This window comes from Endobacter medicaginis, assembly GCF_014192375.1.
Taxonomy (GTDB): domain Bacteria; phylum Pseudomonadota; class Alphaproteobacteria; order Acetobacterales; family Acetobacteraceae; genus Endobacter; species Endobacter medicaginis.
This window is the reverse complement of sequence record NZ_JACHXV010000012.1, coordinates 1-16,462: the sequence shown is the minus strand read 5'-3', so window position 1 is coordinate 16,462 and position 16,462 is coordinate 1. Positions and strand designations below refer to the sequence as shown.

Genomic DNA, 16,462 nt, shown 5'->3' with positions numbered 1-16,462 from the left:
GATCATGCCAGCGACCGCTATCATCCTTGCCGCGGGTCTTGGGACCCGGATGAAATCCGCCCTCCCCAAGGCCGCCCATCCGATCGGCGGACGGCCGATGCTGGCGCATCTGATCGCCTCCGCCGAGGCGCGGTTCGACCGCATCGTGGTCGTCGTCGGCCCCGGCATGGAGGCGCTGGAGGCGATCGCCGCCCCGCATCCGACCGTTGTGCAGACCGACCGGCTCGGCACCGCGCATGCCGCTCGCATGGCGGAAGCCCTGTTCGGCGAGGGCGATGTGGCGATCCTGTATGCCGACAACCCGCTCATCACGCCGGCGACGCTGTCGCGGCTGCGCGAGGCGCGTGGCTCGGCCGATCTGGTGCTGCTGGCGATGCGGCCGGCCGATCCGGGGCGCTATGGCCGCGTGGTGGTCGAGGACGGGCAGGTGCGGAGGATCGTCGAATGGGCGGACGCGTCCGAGGCGGAGCGGGCGATCGGACTTTGCAATGCCGGGGTGATCTGCGCCGAGGCCGCCGCCCTGCGCCGCTGGCTGGCCGCGGTCGGCTGCGACAACGCCAAGGGCGAATACTACCTCACCGATGCGATCGCCGCCGCCAGTGCCGAGGGTGCGCGGGTGGAGGCGGTGGAGGCGCCGGAGGCAGAACTGCGCGGCGTCAACTCGCGCGCCGAACTCGCCGCCGCTGAGGCGACCTTCCAGCAGGTGATGCGCGAGACGGCGATGGAGGCGGGGGTGAGCCTGCGCGCGCCCGAGACCGTGTTCTTCAGCTACGACACCGTGCTCGGCCCGGATGTGGTGGTGCATCCCAACGTGGTGTTCGGACCCGGCGTGACCGTGCACGGGCCGGCCGAGATCCGGTCGTTCTCGCATCTGGAAGGTTGCGAGGTCCGGGCTGGCGCGCTGGTCGGCCCGTTCGCCCGACTGCGGCCGGCAACGGTGGTGGGCGAGGGGGCACATGTCGGCAATTTCGTCGAGCTCAAGGCGACCGAACTCGGCGCGGGGGCGAAGGCCAACCATCTCGCCTATCTCGGCGATGCCAGCATCGGTGCAAACAGCAATATCGGCGCCGGCACCATCACCTGCAATTACGATGGCACCTTCAAGCACCGCACCACGATCGGCGCGGATGTGTTCGTCGGCTCCGACAGCGTGCTGGTCGCACCCGTCAGCCTCGGCGACGATAGCCTGATCGCCGCCGGCAGCGTCATCACCCGCTCGGTCAGCCCCGGCGCGCTGGCCTTTGGCCGCGCGCAGCAGACCGAGCTCGAAGGTCGAGGTGCTGCCCTCAAACAATCCTTGCGCGCGCGCAAGGCGAACAAGGAGACCGTCTGAGATGTGTGGCATCGTCGGCGTCATCGGCAACGCGCCCGCAGCGCCCGTGCTGCTCGAGGCGCTGCGCCGGCTGGAATATCGCGGCTATGATTCCGCCGGCATCGCCACGCTGATCGACGGCCATATCGACCGTCGCCGCGCCGAGGGCAAGCTCGCCAACCTCGCCGCCGTGCTCGACCGCATGCCGCTGCCCGGCGTGGTCGGCGTGGGGCACACGCGCTGGGCGACGCATGGCGCGCCCACCGAGGGCAACGCGCATCCACACGGCACCTCGCGCGTCTCGGTGGTGCATAACGGCATCATCGAGAATCATGCGGAGCTCCGCAGCGAGCTCGAGGCCGAGGGGCAGGTGTTCTCCACCGAGACCGATACCGAGACCGTCGCCCAGCTCGTCGACCTGCATCTCGCCCGTGGCATGGCGCCGCGCGAGGCAGCCCTCACCGCGTTCCGGCGCCTCGAAGGGGCCTATGCGCTGGCGATGGTGTTCGCCGGCCACCCCGACCTGATGATCGGCGCGCAGCATGGCGCGCCGCTGGCGATCGGCTATGGCGAGGGCGAGATGTTCCTCGGCTCCGACAGCCTCGCGCTGTCGCCGCTGGCGCGTCGCATCACCTATCTGCGCGACGGCGACTGGACCGTGGTCAGCAAGACCGGCGCGCAGATCTTTGATTTCGACGACCGGCCGGTGAACCGCGAGATCAAGGCGGTCGCCCTCGCCGCCGGCGCGATCGGCAAGGACGGCTACCGGCACTACATGGAAAAGGAATTGCACGAGCATCCGTCGGTGATCGGCCAGACCCTGCGCCGGATGCTCGATCCGGCCACGCGCCAGGTGGTGCTGCCCGAACTGCCGTTCGATCTCGCCACCATCCCGCGCATCACGATGACCGCCTGCGGCTCGGCCTATTATGCCGGGCTTGTCGGCCGGCACTGGCTGGAAAGCATCGCGCGGCTGCCGACCGATGCCGATGTGGCCAGCGAACTTCGCTACCGCGAGCCGCCGCTGCCCGAGGGCGGCCTGGGTCTGCTCATCAGCCAGTCCGGCGAGACCGCCGACACGCTCGCCGCCCTGCGCGGCCTGCATGGCGCCGGCCAGCACGTGCTTTCGGTGCTCAACGTTCCGGAAAGCACCATGGCGCGCGAAAGCGACGCGGTGCTGGAGACGGTGGCCGGCCCCGAGATCTGCGTCGCCTCGACCAAGGCCTTCACCGCGCAGCTCTGCGTGCTGGCCTGTCTGGCGATCGCCACAGGCACCGCGCGCGGCACGCTGGGCGAGGAGCGTGCCGGTGCGCTGACCGCCGCACTTACCGATCTTCCGGGCCGCGCCAGTGAACTTCTCACCCTGCGTGAAGATATCCAGGCGATGGCGCAGGTCGTCGCGGAAGCGCGCGACGTGCTGTATCTGGGCCGTGGAGCGGCGTTTCCGATCGCGCTCGAGGGCGCACTGAAGCTCAAGGAGATCAGCTACATCCATGCCGAGGCCTATGCCGCCGGCGAGATGAAGCACGGCCCGATCGCGCTGATCGACCGCACCGTGCCGGTGGTGGCGATCGCGCCGGGCGGACGGCTGTTCGAGAAGACCGCCTCCAACCTCCAGGAAGCCAAGGCGCGCGGCGCGCGCATCCTCGCCTTCACTGACGCCGACGGCGCGCCGAAACTGCTCAACATCGCCGAGCAGATCGTGGTGGTGCCCACCGTCGATCCGTTCGTCGCCCCGATCCTGCACGCGATCGCGGTGCAGATGCTGGCCTATGAGGTGGCGCTGCTGAAGGGCACCGATGTCGACCAGCCGCGCAATCTCGCCAAATCGGTCACGGTGGAATGATCCCGCCGCCGACGGTCGCTTCAGCACCGTCGGTCTGGCGTGACGGCGCCTGGCGGCCCGGCCATCGTCTCGTCGCCGAGGAGACGCCGATCGCGCTGAGCTACAACCGGCTCAGCCATGCGGTGATGTTCGCCACCCCGGCCGATCTTGCCGATTTCGCGCTCGGCTTCTCGCTCGCCGAGGGCATCGTCGATCATCCCGGCCAGATTGGGCGTCTCGACATCGTCACGCCCGGCGAAGGTGTCGAGCTGCGCATGACCATCGACCATGCGCTGATGGCGCGTCTGGAGACACGCAGGCGGCGTCTGGCCGGGGCGACCGGTTGTGGCTTGTGCGGACTGGAAAGTCTCGATGCCGCGATGCGACCGCCGCCGCGTGTCGGTGCGGCACCCGACTGGTCGGCGAAGGCGATCGAGGCCGCGATCGCCGTGTTGCGCCCGCACCAGGTGCTGGGACGCGAGACGCATGCGACACATGCCGCCGCGTTCTGGACCGAAGCCGAGGGGCTGGTCGCGCTGCGCGAGGATGTCGGCCGGCACAACGCGCTCGACAAGCTGCGGGGTGCGCTGGCCGTGCGCGGCGTCGATGTGTCGGCGGGGATCGTCGCACTCAGCTCGCGCATCTCCGTCGAGCTGGTGCAGAAGGCGGCAGGCATGGGGGCGGGGCTGGTGGTGGCGGTCTCAGCACCGACCGCGCTCGCCCTGCGCACCGCGAAGGCAGCCGGCATCACCATCGCCGCGGTGGCGCGCGACGACGGATTCGAGCTCTACCGTCCCTGATGTCACCGCTCCTGGGCCTCGTCGCAGCGCGGCGGTGCGGTCGGGTTTGCCGCCTTGCGATCCAGAACCGTGACGCTCGCGGTCATGCCGCCGGCCAGAACCACGCCGCAGGGCGGCGGATCGAGCGCGATGCGCACCGGGATGCGCTGTGCGAGCCGGACCCAGGTGAAGATCGGCTCGACGCTGGGAAGGCCCTGCACGCCGGGCCGCGCATTGTTGACCTCGATCGCGTGGCCGATGCCCATCACCCGCCCCGAGAGCGGTTGTGCGGGGGCACCCATCAGCACGATCCGGGCGGCGTTGCCCGGATGGATGCGCGCTAGCTGGGTTTCCTCGAAATAGCCGTCCACCCAAAAACTCGTTGCATTGACCAGAGTGACCGCGCGCTGCCCCGCGCGGGCGTAGCTGCCCTTCTGGAGCAGCAGGTCCGTCACCCAGCCATCGACGGCGGCATGGATCTCGGTGCGCTTGAGGTTGAGCTGCGCCTGGGCGAGCGCGCCGAGCGCATCGAGGGCCGCACCTTCGGCATGGGTGGCGACACCGCGCGAATCCTGGCGCTGCTGGGCGGAGGCGGCGATGTCGGGCAGGGCGGCGTTGCGGGCCGCATCCGCCCCCAGATAGGCGGCCTGCGCGCGTGCGGCAGCCAGCCTGCCCTCGGCCTGGGTGACGTCGTTGCTGAACGTGCCCGGATCGATGCGGAACAGCAGGTCGCCGGCATGGACGAACTGGTTGTCGGTGACCGGCAGGTCCACCACCGTGCCCGACACCTCCGGTGCCACCTCCACCGTGTAGACCCGCACGCGGCCGTCGCGGGTCCAGGGCGTGTATTCGTAGTAGCGCCAGGCCAATACGGCGAGGGTGACGGCGGCGAGCAGCGCGATCACGGTGACGGCGAAGTTGAACACCGCCGGCGGCTTGAGGTCGCGCAGGCTCCGCCGGGCGTCGGGTGCGGTGTCGCTCATCTCAGGCGCCGAATCGCAGCGACAACACCAGCAGCGAGCCGATGCAGATCAGCATGCACAGATCGACCAGTGCGCGGTTGCGCACGAAGCGGTTGATCGCGGTGCGGTCCAGCAGCCGGCGCAGCAGCAGCGCTGCCGGCAGGGCGACGGCCACGCAGAGCGCCACCGGCGAGACGTAGATCCCGAGCAGGTCGATCTCGTGCAGCGGCAGCATCTCAGGTCCGGTCTCCAGCTCCCGGCAGCAGGCCGGGCCAGTTCGCCGGAAGAGCATCGACCAGCCGGACCAGCAGGTCCAGACGCTGGCGCGACAGCGCGTCCTCCGTGCGCGAGGCGAGTTCGGCGAGCGCGGCACCCGCCTCGAGACGCGCCTGCCACAGCGCCGGCCCCGCCTGCCCCCACAGCGCGGGCGTCTGGCGGCGCATCGCGATCAGCAGCGCGCCGCACAGCAGCACCGGCTCGCCGTCCTGCGAATCGGGCAGGCGTGCGAGGCGCCGCGCCATGCGGCCGAGCCACAGATGATCGAAGGCGAGATGGCTGGAGACGGGGCCAATGAACCGGCCGGGGATGCGCCGGTTCCCCGGTGCCGACAGCCACAGCCGCGCGCAGGCCGCACGGCGCAGGTCGCGCGCCATGCGGCGGCGGGCGCGGCGCTGCAGGCGGGCTGCGTCGGCGGGCGGTGGCAGCGCGGTGAAGGCGGCGACCGCGATCGCCATGCCGACGAGATTGGCCAGCACTGCGTTGAGATCGGCGCCGAGATCGAAGGTGCTGACATTGTGCAGGCCGACGAAGGTCAGCACCACCATCGCATAGCCGCCGGCGATCGCCGCGCGCGGATCGAGCCGGCCGATCGCGGCCAGCATCAGCATCGGCAGCAGCGAGAGCGCCAGCAATCCGAAATGCCCGGTCAGGGTCAGGGCGGTGTAGTGCGTCGTGACACCCACCAGGGCTGCGAGCAGCCCGCCGAGCAGGAAGTTGCGCGCCGCGTCCGCGGCGTCGGCGCGGGCGGCGAACAGGGTCGACAGCAGGGCTGCCCACACCACGGCGACATGGCCCGACGACCAGCCGGTCGCATACCACAGCGCATTGGCGAGCGAGACCGCGATCGCGGTCCGGATGGCGTTGTTGCGTGCCTGCACCCAGTCGCGATCGACCGCCAGCGGGCGCGCCGGCGCATAGGCGAGCCCGATCCGACGTCCCTCTCGCAACAGCCGGGCGACCACAGCGATGCGCCGCAGCCAGGTGCCGGGTGTGCGCAGGTGTTCGGGCATCGCCAGCAGCCGCGCGGTGGCGGCGAAATCCGGTGTGTTAAGCCACCGCGCCAGCATCCCCTGTGTACACAGCCGCAGCAGCCGATAAGGCACGATGACGACGAACCGGCCGCCGGTGCGCAGGCTCGGCTGCTCCACCATCGCCCCGGCGATCGCCTCGTCGAGGGCAAGGATGTCGGCAAGCGGCGCCGCGCCGCGTTCGGTGCGGTCGCGGATGCCGCCCAGCCAGTGCGCGCAGGTGGCGGCGGTGGCCTCCATCTGTGCGGCCAGATCCCGCCCGACGTGTTGCACGCTGCGTGCGACGCAGACCGAGGAGACATGCGCGCAGGCGATGCCCAGCAGCAGCGCCGAGCAGCGCGCAAACGCGACATGGAACACGTTGTCTGGCGTCTGGATCGTGCCGAGCGCGATGATCGGCACGGTGAAGCCCATCAGCGCGAACCCGTAGCTGCGCTGGCCGCGCTCGACGGTGGCGAACAGCGTCACGAAAGCGAGCCAGGCGGCGAGTGCTAGGTCGAAGGCCAGCGTGTCCTGGGCGAAGGCGGCCATCATCAGCAGCGACACGGTGGCGCCCACCACCGAGCCGATCGCGCGCCACAGGCTCTTGCTGAGCGAGCTCGCCCGCGTCGCCAGCGACACCGACAGCACCGTCCAGCCGGCCCATTCGGGGTCCTGGAGCTCGAACAGCATCGCGAGGTAGATCGCCGCGATGGCGGTGAGGCCGAGACGGACGGATTCGAGCACATCTTCGGGCAGCAACTGCCGCAGGGCGGTCCATGCGCCGCGTCGCGCCGTCGCCCCGCTCATCCTGCCTCGCCGGTCATTCGCTCCGCGCATCACGACATGGCGGGACGCCGTCGGCAAGGGACGTTCACAGCTCGGCCAGGCCGGGCGGTGCGACATCGGTCGCGCAATGGGCGACGAACTGGGCGCGCAGCCACGTCGCCGCCGGTCCGGGCGGGTGGTCGCGTCGCCAGATGGCGAAGAAGCGATACAGGCCGCCCGGTGATTCCGGGATTTCGAGACGCACCAGCGTGCCGGTGAGCAGGTCGTTCGCGATCGCCGGCTGCGGCATGTTGCCACAGCCGATGCCTTCGCGCAGCAGTGCGGCTTTCGCGCCCAGGTCGCTCAGCCGCCAGGTGTCGGGGCTCAGCACCGCGAAGTCGCGCCCCCGCGTCGCCCCGGACGGATCGCTCAGCACCAGCTGCACATGCTGCCGGACCGCCCCGGGCGGGATCGGCTGCAGGCGGGCCAGCGGATGATCGGGGGCGGCGACCGGCAGCAGGGCCAGGCAGCCCGCCTGCTCGCGGTCCAGTCCGGGTGCCTCCAGCCCGACCGGCCCGGAAATACCCAGGGTGGCGCCTCCCGACGCGACCCGCGCCGCCACCCCGCCGAGTGCCTCGACGTGCAGGCGAAGGGACACGGTCGGAAACCGCGTGGCGAATGCACGCAGGATGACGCCGATCCTGTCCGCCGGCAGCATCACATCCACCGCCAGGTGCAGCTCCGCTTCCAGCCCGTCCAGCAGCCCCTGCACCTTGGCGGTGAGCGCGTCGAATCCCGACGCGATCGCCTGCGCCTCGGCCAGCACCGAGCGTCCGGCCTCGGTCAGGCCCGGGCTGCGCGCGCCCTCGCGCTCGAACAGCGTCACGCCGAGCTGCGCCTCCAGATGGGTGATGCCGTAGCTGACGACCGATACCGCCCGCCCCAGCCGGCGCGCCGCTGCCGCGAAACCGCCTGCCTCGACCACGGCCAGGAAGATGCGGAGCTGGTCATAGGTCGGGGTTCCGGCGCGACTCATGGCGGTGTTCCAGAAAACTGAACGGTTCCGACAGTTTTATATGGATTATGCGAACGTCTGTCCTGCGCTACATCACCGTCCGACGCGAGGATCGACGCCGGGGATCGGCCCCGGGCCCGAACAGGCCTCGCAGGAGATCCGATCCATGATCGACATCCGTCCTTTCGACCGCCTCGGCGGCGCCAACCACGGCTGGCTCGACGCGAAGCATCATTTCTCGTTCGCCGGCTATCACGACCCCGCCCGCATGCACTGGGGCGACCTGCGCGTGTGGAACGACGACACCATCGCGCCGAAATCCGGCTTTCCGCCGCATCCGCATCGCGACATGGAGATCATCACCTATGTCCGCGAGGGTGCGATCACCCACAAGGACAATCTCGGCAACCAGGGCCGGACCGAGGCCGGCGACGTGCAGGTGATGTCGGCCGGCACCGGCATCACCCACGCCGAATACAATCTCGAGGACACGACCACACGCATCTTCCAGATCTGGATCCTGCCGCGCAGCACCGGCGAGAAGCCGGCCTGGGGCCAGAAGCCGTTTCCGAAGGGCGACCGCGCCGGACAGTTCGTCGTGCTGGCTTCGGGATTCGACAATGACAACGACGCCCTGCCGATCCGCAGCGATTCCCGCGTGCTCGGCGCGACACTGAAGGCCGGCGAGAGCACCCAATACACGCTCGGCCGAGATCGCCGTGCCTATCTGGTGCCGGCGACGGGCGCGATCGAGATCGACGGGCAGCGCGTCGGCGCCCGCGACGGTGCGGCGATCGAGGGTGAGGATGTGGTGCGCATCACCGCCCTGGAAGACAGCGAGATCGTGATGGTGGATGCGGCGTGATCTTCTTTTTCTGAAGAAAAAGAAGCAAAAAGATTTTCGTCCGTTTTGGGAAGGTTCGGGGGCGGACGCTCGCCCTCGAACCGCTCGCAGCTTTCGAAGTTCTTTGGTTCTTTCTTTTAAGAAAGAACCTCTTCGCGTAACAGCTTCTCGCGCAGCGTGCCCTCCGTATAGGCCGTCTTGTAGCGCCCGCGTGCCTGGAGTTCGGGCACCAGCAGATCGACCACCTGTTCGAAGCTTTCCGGCAGCACGGCATAGGCGAGGTTGAAGCCGTCGATGCCGGTTGCGTCGACGAACGCCTCCATCGCGTCGGCGACGGTGGCGGCACTGCCGGCAAACACCGGGCCGGCGCCGCCGATGCCGACATGGGCCGCGACCTCGCGCACGCTCCATGCGCGCGACGGGTCGGCGCGGGTGAAATTCTCCATCGCCGAGCGGCCGGCCTCGCTGGCGATGAAGCGGACCTCGTCGTCGAGGCCGATGCCGGCGAAGTCCACCCCCGTCCAGCCCGATAGCAGCACGAGTGCGCCTTCGGGATCGACATGGGCGCGGTAGTCGTCGAGCAGCGCACGGGCCTCGGCGTCGGTGTCTGCGACGATCGCGGTGGCGAGCGCGGATACCTTCACCGCAGCCGGATCGCGGCCTGCCGCGCGCAGGGCGGTGCGCAGCTTCGCCACCCGCGGCGCGATCACCGATGCGGAGGGGCCGGAGACGAACACGCATTCGGCATGACGCGCGGCGAAAGCCTGGCCCGCCGACGAGCTGCCGGCCTGGTAGAGGACGGGGATGCGCTGCGGCGACGGTTCGCACAGATGCAGAGCCTGCATGCGGAGATTCGGCGAGCGGTGCGTGATGACCTGCACGCGGTCGGGGTCGGCGTAGCCTTGGGCGTCGGCGCGCACCGCGTCCGGTGCCCAGCTGTCGCGCCACAGCGCGAGGATCGCGTCCATATACTCCTCGGCATAGGCGTAGCGGTCGTCATGTGCGCGCTGCGCGTCGAGGCCGAGCGCGCGGGCGGCGGAATCGAGATAGCCGGTGACGATGTTCCAGCCGACGCGGCCGTCGGTGAGGTGGTCGAGGGTGGAGAAGCGGCGTGCCATCAGATAGGGCGGCTCGTAGCTGAGCGAGGCGGTGATGCCGAAGCCGAGATGCTGCGTCACCGTTGCCATCGCCGGCACCAGCAGCATCGGATCATGCGCCGGCAACTGGGCGCCGGAGCGGATCGCCGCGCGCGCGTCACCGCCGAACACGTCATAGGGGCCGAGCACGTCGGCGAGGAAGATGCCGTCGAACAGGCCGCGCTCCAGCAGGCGGGCGAGATCGAGCCAGAGCGGCAGGCGCTTGAACTCGCGCGAGCGGTCGCGCGGATGCCGCCACAGCCCGGGCGACTGATGGGTGATGGTGTGCATCGCGAACGCGTTGAGCCGGATCTCGCGCGGTGGCGTCGACACGGGCGGACTACTCCGCTGCCTGGGCGACGCCGGGCCGCCAGAAGGCACGGTCTGCCGTGTGTTGCAGCGCCGGATCGGCATCCGCATCGTAGCCGAACACCTCCCAGCGCATCGCGAGCAATATGGCGATGCCGAGGGCGGGGGCGCATGCCACCACCCAGAAGGCCTGCGTGCCGAGATGGTGGTTCAGCCCCGGCAGCAGCATCAGCGAAACCGTCGTCGCCAGCGACGAGATCGCGCGGCTGAGACCCACGCCGGTGCCGCGCAGCATCGTCGGATAGGACAGCGTCGGATAGACCATGCACTGGCAGCCGGGGCCGAAGCCCTGGGCGAACAGGAACGCGGCCAGCGCTGCCAGCGCGCCGGCGGTCTGCGCCGCATCGTGCGGAATGCCGATCAGGGCGAGGGTGACCGCACTTCCCAGCTGGACGGCGTAGCCTGCCACCGTGAGCCACAGAGAGGGCAGCGAGCGCGTCAGCCGCACCCCGAGCAGCCCGCCGGTGAAGGCGAAGGCGAGGTTCATCACCAGCGACACCGCCAGCACGCCGAGGCGGCCCTGATGCAGCACGCCCGACAGGATGCCAGGCAGGCCGAACGCGATCGCCGAATAGGCGAAGGCGCTGGCGGCGCCGAAGCCGTTGATGAGCACGAAACGGCGCAGATAGGGCGGCTTGAGCAGCACGAGATAGCTCGGCCGTGGCTTGCGTTCGGGCGTGACCTGCGCGTGCGGGTCGAGCACCGCGTCGATGCCGTAGCTGTCGCGCAGGATCGCGACCGCGCGGGCCAGCTGGCCGCGTTTGGCGACCCAGACCGGCGATTCCGCCATGAAGCGGCTGCGCACCGCGATGATGACCAGCGCCGGCACCGCGCCGAAGGCGAGCGAGGCGCGCCACAGCCAGTCGACATGCTGCGCGGGCAGGGCGAAATACAGCGCGAAGATCAGCGTGAAGCACACCGACGACGCCGCATACCAGGTCGGGCACCAGGCAGCCGCCCGCTGCGCCTTGCTGCCGGGACCGTCGAGTCTGGAGAACTCGGCGAGGAACGCCATCGCGACGGGAAGGTCCATGCCGACGCCGAATCCCATCGCCAGCCGGGCGGCGATCAGGATCGGTGCGCTCGGCGCGAAGCCGGCGGCGAGGGCGGCGACGACGAAGAACGCCATGTCGGCCATGAAGATCGCGTAGCGGCCGAAACGGTCGGTCAGCCAGCCGCCGATCAGCGCGCCGAGGATGGTGCCGGCGTTCAGCGCCGCCGCGACCAGCCCGGTGCCGGCGTCGGAGAGGTGGAAATGCCGCTGAACGTCGCCGATGCCGTAGGACAGCGTGGTCAGGTCGTAGGCGTCGAGGAAGATGCCGCCCAGGGCGAGCAGCACGACGATGCGGGCATGGCTGCCGTGGCGCGGGCCCTCGTTGACCAGGCGCGAGACGTCGTCGGCGTTCGAGACCAGGGCGCTCATCGAGCGGCCGGCTCCGCCTGCTGGGCAGAGGAGGCCTGGGCGGCATGGTTCCGGGCCCACAAATCGGCCGGCAGCACGCCGTTGAGATACCAGTCGCCGAGGTCGCGCTCGCGCTGGTTGGCGGGGTTGTGCGAGGCCAGCACGCGGGCGTTGCGCCAGTGACGGTCGAGCGCGCGGGTCTGGCTGACGGCGGAGGCGCCGCCGACCTCGAACAGCAGGTTCGCCGCCTCCAGCACCTGTTCGAGGATGATCTGCTGGGCCTGGTAGGCCTCGATCTCGACGGCAACCAGCCTTGCGTCGCGGCGCGGCCCGCTGCGGTGCAGTTCGGCGACCGCATCGAGGCTGGCGGCGACGCGGGCGGCGAGGGTCTCGGCCGAGAAGGCGAGGGCGGAGAGCCGGCCGATCACCCGCTGCACCACCGCATCCTCGCGCGGCACCGAGCGGCCGGGGCGGTAGAAGGTGCGGCTGCGGGGCAGGGTGAAGGCGATCGCATCGCGCAGGATGGCGCGGCCGATGCCGGCGAGGGTGGCGAGGTGGAACTGCTGCCAGAAGGCGGTGAAGAACGGCTCCGAGGGCAGTTCGGCGAGCCTGTTGCGGGCGATCACCCGGTCGGCGGGCACGTCGACGCCGTCGAAGCGGGTAGTGCCGCTGCCGGTCAGGCGCTGGCCGAACCCGTCCCAGTCGTCGACCCGCTCGACGCCGGGTGCGTCCGCCTCGATCGCCACCAGCACGCGGTCGTCGCCCTCGGCGGCGATCACCGAGATCCAGTCGGCATACAGCGTGCCGGTGGAGTAGTATTTGTGGCCGTCGAGACGCCAGCCGCCCTGCAGCCGGGGAGTGAGCGTGGTGGTGACCGAGGTGACGGAGGCCTGTTCGGCCATCGCTGCGCCGAAGATCGCGCCGTCCGCGACCAGACGCAGCCACGGGGCGACCTTCGCGCGGTCCGGCTCGGCCAGCAGCGCCTCGACGAAGCCGAAATGCGCCCGGATGATCTGCGGCAGGTTGGAATCCGCCGTCGCCAATTCTGTGATCAGCGCGAACAGCTCGGTCAGCCGCACGCCGCCGCCGCCGAAGTCTTCCGGCACGCGCAGGGCAGTGAACCCGGCCTCGCGCAGCCAGCCCACCGCGTCGTAGGCCAGTTGGCGCTGCTGCTCGCGGGCCACCGCGCCCTCGGCAATGCGCGCGAAGACCGGCCGGAACCGGGCGCGGAGGGCCTCGATACGCGGATCGTGGCCCGGGCTGGTAGGAGCGGCCGTGACCGTCATCGCACAAATCCGTCTCTGTTTGGGGTCGCAGAAGAAACAACGACCAATGAGCGTGTCAACACTATAAACACGTTGACCGAATGTCATAAGCGGATATGACTTTGCGTGACGCAGGCCCAGAGGAATACACGCAGATGGCACGCGAGATTCGGTTGAACGCCTTCGACATGAACTGCGTCGGCCATCAGGCCTCGGGCTTGTGGCGGCACCCGCACGACCGCTCGGCGAGCTACAACACGCTCGAATACTGGACGCATCTCGCCCGGGTTCTCGAGCGCGGCCTGTTCGACGGGCTGTTTCTCGCCGACGTGCTGGGCGTGTACGACGTCTATGGCGGCAATGCCGATGCCGCGCTGCGCCACGCCGCCCAGGTGCCGGTCAACGATCCGGCGATGGTGGTCCCGGCGATGGCCGCGGTCACCGAGCATCTCGGCTTCGGGCTGACCGCGACGCTGTCCTACGAACACCCGTTCGTGTTCGCACGGCGGATGTCGACGCTGGATCATCTCACCCGCGGCCGCATCGGCTGGAACATCGTCACCGGCTATCTCAATTCGGCGGCGCGCGGCACGTCCGGGCGCGACCAGACCGCGCATGACACCCGCTACGAGATCGCCGAAGAATACATGGAAGTGGTCTACAAGCTCTGGGAGGGAAGCTGGGCCGACGATGCGATGCGGCGCGATCCGGTCTCGGGGGTGTTCACCGATCCGTCGCGGGTGCGCCGGATCGAGCATCGCGGCGAGCACTTCAGCGTCGACGCGTTGCATCTGTGCGAACCCTCGCCGCAGCGCACGCCGCTGCTGTATCAGGCCGGCGCCTCGTCGAAAGGCCGTGCCTTCGCTGCCGGTCATGCCGAATGCGTGTTCGTGGCCGGACCGTCGCCGCAGGTGATCGCTCCTGCTGTGGCCGATATCCGCAAGCGCGCCCGCGCGCTCGGGCGCCCGGAGGGCAACGTGCTGATCTTCGCGCTGCTGACCGTCATCACCGGGCCCGATGACGAGGCTGCGGAGGCCAAGGCGCACGAGTATCGTCGCTATGCCGACGCGGAGGGCGCGCTGACGCTGATGTCGGGCTGGACCGGCATCGATTTCTCCCGCCTCGATCCCGACGAGCCGATCCGCCAGATCCGCAATGACGCCATTCATTCGGCGGTGGACGCGCTCACCGTCGCCGATCCGGACCGGGTGTGGACGGCGCGCGAGGTCGGCGCGCATGCCGCGATCGGGGGGCTGGGCGCCACGCTCGTCGGTGGCCCGCAGACGGTCGCCGACGGGCTGGAGCGCTGGATCGACGAGACCGGTGTCGACGGCTTCAACCTCGCCTATGCTGTCACCCCGGAGACCTTCGAGGATTTCGTCGATCATGTCGTGCCGGAGCTTCAGCGTCGTGGCCGCTACAAGACGCGCTACCGGCCCGGCACGCTGCGCGAGAAGCTGTTCGGCCGCGGCGACCGGTTGGGCGCGGAGCATCCTGCCGATCGCTACCGCTTCGCCCCGCTTGCGCACGCCGAGGCGGCCGAATAGGCGATGACCGCGCTGCGCATCGTCGTCATCGGCGGCGGCTTCTCTGGGGCTGCCTTTGCCATCCACCTGCTGCGCGACCATCCGGCGTTGCAGGCGGAGCTGACCATCATCGAGCCGCGCGCCCGTCTCGGCGCGGGGGTCGCCTATGGCAGCACCGATCCGCAGCACCGCATCAACGTCGCCGCCAATCGCATGGCGCTGTTCGCCGAGGACCCGACGCAGTTCCATCGCTGGCTGGAGGAAGCGGACGAGGCGGCGCGCGATCCCGATGCCGCCCTGCCGGACGGGCGACTGTATCCGCAGCGCGGCCGCTTCGGTGCCTATATGGCCGAGACGCTCGACGCGCTCGCCCGTGAGGCCGCGCCGCGCATCGCGCTGCGCCATCTCCGCGCGCGGGCGGTCGCGGTCGCACCCGCGGGCGAGGGATTCACGATCGCTCTCGATGACGGCAGCGATCTTGTCGCCGACCGGCTGGTTCTCGCGGTCGCGCACCCGCCGCCGGCAACACCGCCTTTCCTGCGCGCGGTGCCCCCTGCTGCCCTGGTTGCCGACCCGTGGGCCGACGGTGCGGTGGGCGGTATCGGGGCGGCGTCGCATGTGCTGATCGTCGGCACCGGCCTGACCGCGTCGGACGTGATCGCCTCGCTCGCGTCTCGCGGGCATCGCGGCACGATCACCGCGCTGTCGCGCCACGGTCTGCTGCCGCGTCCGCGCACCGAACAGGCCGTGGAAGCGTATGGAGACTTCGCCACCGCGCCGGCCACCACGGCGCTCGCGCTGCTGCGCCGCATCCGCGCGACCATCGCCGAGTTGCGTGTCCTCGGCCGTCCGTGGGAAGACGCGATCGACGCCCTGCGCCGAGATGCGCCGATCCTGTGGCGCGCCTTGCCCAAGAACGAGAAGCGACGCCTGTTGCGCCATGCGCGCGCGTTCTGGGACACCCACCGTTTCCAGGCCGCCCCGCAGATCGACGCCACGGTGCGTCGCCTGCGTGCGGCCGGCCAGCTCCACATCCTGACCGGCCGGCTGCGCTCGGTGGAGCCTGTCGCCGCCGGACTGCGGGCTACGCTGCGTGCCACATGGACTCCGCGCGGCGGCAGCGCGCAGACGCTCGACATCGACCACGTCGTCAACTGTACCGGCCCGGGTCACGGCTTGGTCGTCGCCACCAGCCCGGTGCTCGCCAGCCTTGCCGCCGCCGGGCTGGTCCGTGAGGACGGACTTGGCCTCGGCCTCGACGTGACCGCCGACAACCGGGCGATCGGCGCCGAAGGCCGTCCGCACCCCTACCTGTTCGTCGCTGGCCCGCTGGCCCGCAGCGCGCATGGCGAACTGATGGGCCTGCCGCAGGTGGCCGCCCAGCCACGTGACATCGCGCGCGCCGTCGCCCGGCAGTTCGCCGTTGCCACCTCCTGACGGTCTGATACCGGCGCTGCTCGTGCTACGAACCCGGACATGCTGCACGTCATTACCGCTCCTGTCAGATATTCTGACGCCGACGACCTGATCGCTTCGAACACGGCGAGCCGCCGGCATCATGCCCCGTGGGTGACGCCCTTTACGGATCGGCAGGGTTTCGAGGCCTGGTATGGCCGGATCCTGACCGGCCCGAATCTTGGTTTCGTGGCCCGCGAGACGAGCAGCGAGACGATCGTTGGCGTGATCACTCTCACGGAGATTGTATGGGGTGCGTTCCGGAGTGCCTATCTGGGCTATTACGGTATGATCGACTGGTGCGGTCGTGGTCTCATGACAGCCGCCGTGGCGAAGGTGGTGAAGCACGCGTTCGATGATCTGGGGCTGCATCGACTGGAGGCGAACGTGCAACCCGGCAATGCGAAGTCCATCACATTGATCAGGTCCTCCGCCCCACGGTTGTTTGAGACACTCCGTTAGCGGACGGTCTCCGCCTCAGGGGTGAGGACGATGACGACGAACACGGGAACGATTGC

Annotated in this window: 14 protein-coding genes; 7 read left to right on the top strand and 7 right to left on the bottom strand. The window is 69.9% G+C overall.

Annotated features, from left to right (window positions below; genetic code table 11):
- The first annotated feature begins 4 nt into the window (after nucleotides 1-4).
- The 3 genes from glmU to fdhD are packed head-to-tail and all read left to right on the top strand — an operon-like array spanning nucleotide 5 to nucleotide 3,937.
- Nucleotides 5-1,333 (top strand): bifunctional UDP-N-acetylglucosamine diphosphorylase/glucosamine-1-phosphate N-acetyltransferase GlmU, encoded by a 1,329-nt coding sequence (gene glmU, locus FHR90_RS13270; protein WP_176621850.1) that lies wholly within the window; start codon nucleotides 5-7, stop codon nucleotides 1,331-1,333.
- A 1-nt stretch (nucleotide 1,334) separates the two neighbouring features.
- Nucleotides 1,335-3,158, top strand: a complete 1,824-nt coding sequence (gene glmS / locus FHR90_RS13265; protein WP_176621851.1) for a glutamine--fructose-6-phosphate transaminase (isomerizing) — start codon at nucleotides 1,335-1,337, stop codon at nucleotides 3,156-3,158.
- Nucleotides 3,155-3,937, top strand: a complete 783-nt coding sequence (gene fdhD, locus FHR90_RS13260) for a formate dehydrogenase accessory sulfurtransferase FdhD (RefSeq protein WP_176621852.1) — start codon at nucleotides 3,155-3,157, stop codon at nucleotides 3,935-3,937. The genes glmS and fdhD overlap by 4 nt, the downstream gene beginning before the upstream one ends.
- A 2-nt stretch (nucleotides 3,938-3,939) precedes the next feature.
- Here fdhD and FHR90_RS13255 read toward each other — a convergent pair whose 3' ends face one another.
- The 4 genes from FHR90_RS13255 to FHR90_RS13240 all read right to left on the bottom strand — a co-directional run bounded on the left by FHR90_RS13255 (nucleotide 3,940) and on the right by FHR90_RS13240 (nucleotide 7,968).
- The gene (locus FHR90_RS13255; protein WP_183275378.1) at nucleotides 3,940-4,899 is read right to left on the bottom strand and encodes an efflux RND transporter periplasmic adaptor subunit; all 960 of its coding nucleotides are present in this window, start codon (nucleotides 4,897-4,899) and stop codon (nucleotides 3,940-3,942) included.
- A gap of 1 nt (nucleotide 4,900) precedes the next feature.
- The gene (locus tag FHR90_RS13250) at nucleotides 4,901-5,113 is read right to left on the bottom strand and encodes a DUF1656 domain-containing protein (RefSeq protein WP_176627119.1); all 213 of its coding nucleotides are present in this window, start codon (nucleotides 5,111-5,113) and stop codon (nucleotides 4,901-4,903) included.
- Nucleotide 5,114: 1 nt separating this feature from the next.
- On the bottom strand, nucleotides 5,115-6,974 hold the full coding sequence (locus FHR90_RS13245; protein ID WP_183275377.1) for an FUSC family protein: 1,860 nt from the start codon (nucleotides 6,972-6,974) through the stop codon (nucleotides 5,115-5,117).
- A 64-nt stretch (nucleotides 6,975-7,038) separates the two neighbouring features.
- Nucleotides 7,039-7,968 (bottom strand): LysR family transcriptional regulator, encoded by a 930-nt coding sequence (locus FHR90_RS13240; RefSeq protein WP_183275376.1) that lies wholly within the window; start codon nucleotides 7,966-7,968, stop codon nucleotides 7,039-7,041.
- 145 nt (nucleotides 7,969-8,113) lie between these two features.
- On the opposite strand from FHR90_RS13240, the gene FHR90_RS13235 reads away from it, so the two are divergent.
- Nucleotides 8,114-8,812 carry a pirin family protein gene (locus FHR90_RS13235; RefSeq protein ID WP_176623438.1) on the top strand — a complete coding sequence of 233 codons (699 nt, stop codon included), beginning with the start codon at nucleotides 8,114-8,116 and terminating at the stop codon, nucleotides 8,810-8,812.
- Nucleotides 8,813-8,928: 116 nt separating this feature from the next.
- Here FHR90_RS13235 and FHR90_RS13230 read toward each other — a convergent pair whose 3' ends face one another.
- From FHR90_RS13230 to FHR90_RS13220, 3 genes are read right to left on the bottom strand one after another with little or no spacing between them, the layout of a single operon-like run.
- Nucleotides 8,929-10,260 (bottom strand): LLM class flavin-dependent oxidoreductase, encoded by a 1,332-nt coding sequence (locus FHR90_RS13230; RefSeq protein WP_266152813.1) that lies wholly within the window; start codon nucleotides 10,258-10,260, stop codon nucleotides 8,929-8,931.
- Between the two features lie 7 nt (nucleotides 10,261-10,267).
- The gene (locus FHR90_RS13225; RefSeq protein ID WP_176623440.1) at nucleotides 10,268-11,719 is read right to left on the bottom strand and encodes an MFS transporter; all 1,452 of its coding nucleotides are present in this window, start codon (nucleotides 11,717-11,719) and stop codon (nucleotides 10,268-10,270) included.
- Nucleotides 11,716-12,984 carry an acyl-CoA dehydrogenase family protein gene (locus FHR90_RS13220; protein ID WP_176623442.1) on the bottom strand — a complete coding sequence of 423 codons (1,269 nt, stop codon included), beginning with the start codon at nucleotides 12,982-12,984 and terminating at the stop codon, nucleotides 11,716-11,718. The genes FHR90_RS13225 and FHR90_RS13220 overlap by 4 nt, the downstream gene beginning before the upstream one ends.
- A gap of 134 nt (nucleotides 12,985-13,118) precedes the next feature.
- Between FHR90_RS13220 and FHR90_RS13215 the strand changes: the two genes are divergently transcribed.
- Genes FHR90_RS13215 through FHR90_RS13205 form a run of 3 tightly spaced genes read left to right on the top strand, consistent with a single transcriptional unit; the run spans nucleotide 13,119 to nucleotide 16,406 of the window.
- Entirely contained in the window at nucleotides 13,119-14,510 is a 1,392-nt protein-coding gene (locus FHR90_RS13215; RefSeq protein WP_176623444.1) for an LLM class flavin-dependent oxidoreductase, read from the top strand.
- A gap of 3 nt (nucleotides 14,511-14,513) precedes the next feature.
- Nucleotides 14,514-15,926: an FAD/NAD(P)-binding protein gene (locus tag FHR90_RS13210; RefSeq protein WP_183275375.1), complete on the top strand. Its 1,413-nt coding sequence runs from the start codon at nucleotides 14,514-14,516 to the stop codon at nucleotides 15,924-15,926.
- A 39-nt stretch (nucleotides 15,927-15,965) separates the two neighbouring features.
- On the top strand, nucleotides 15,966-16,406 hold the full coding sequence (locus FHR90_RS13205; RefSeq protein WP_176626471.1) for a GNAT family N-acetyltransferase: 441 nt from the start codon (nucleotides 15,966-15,968) through the stop codon (nucleotides 16,404-16,406).
- Nucleotides 16,407-16,462: the final 56 nt, after the last annotated feature.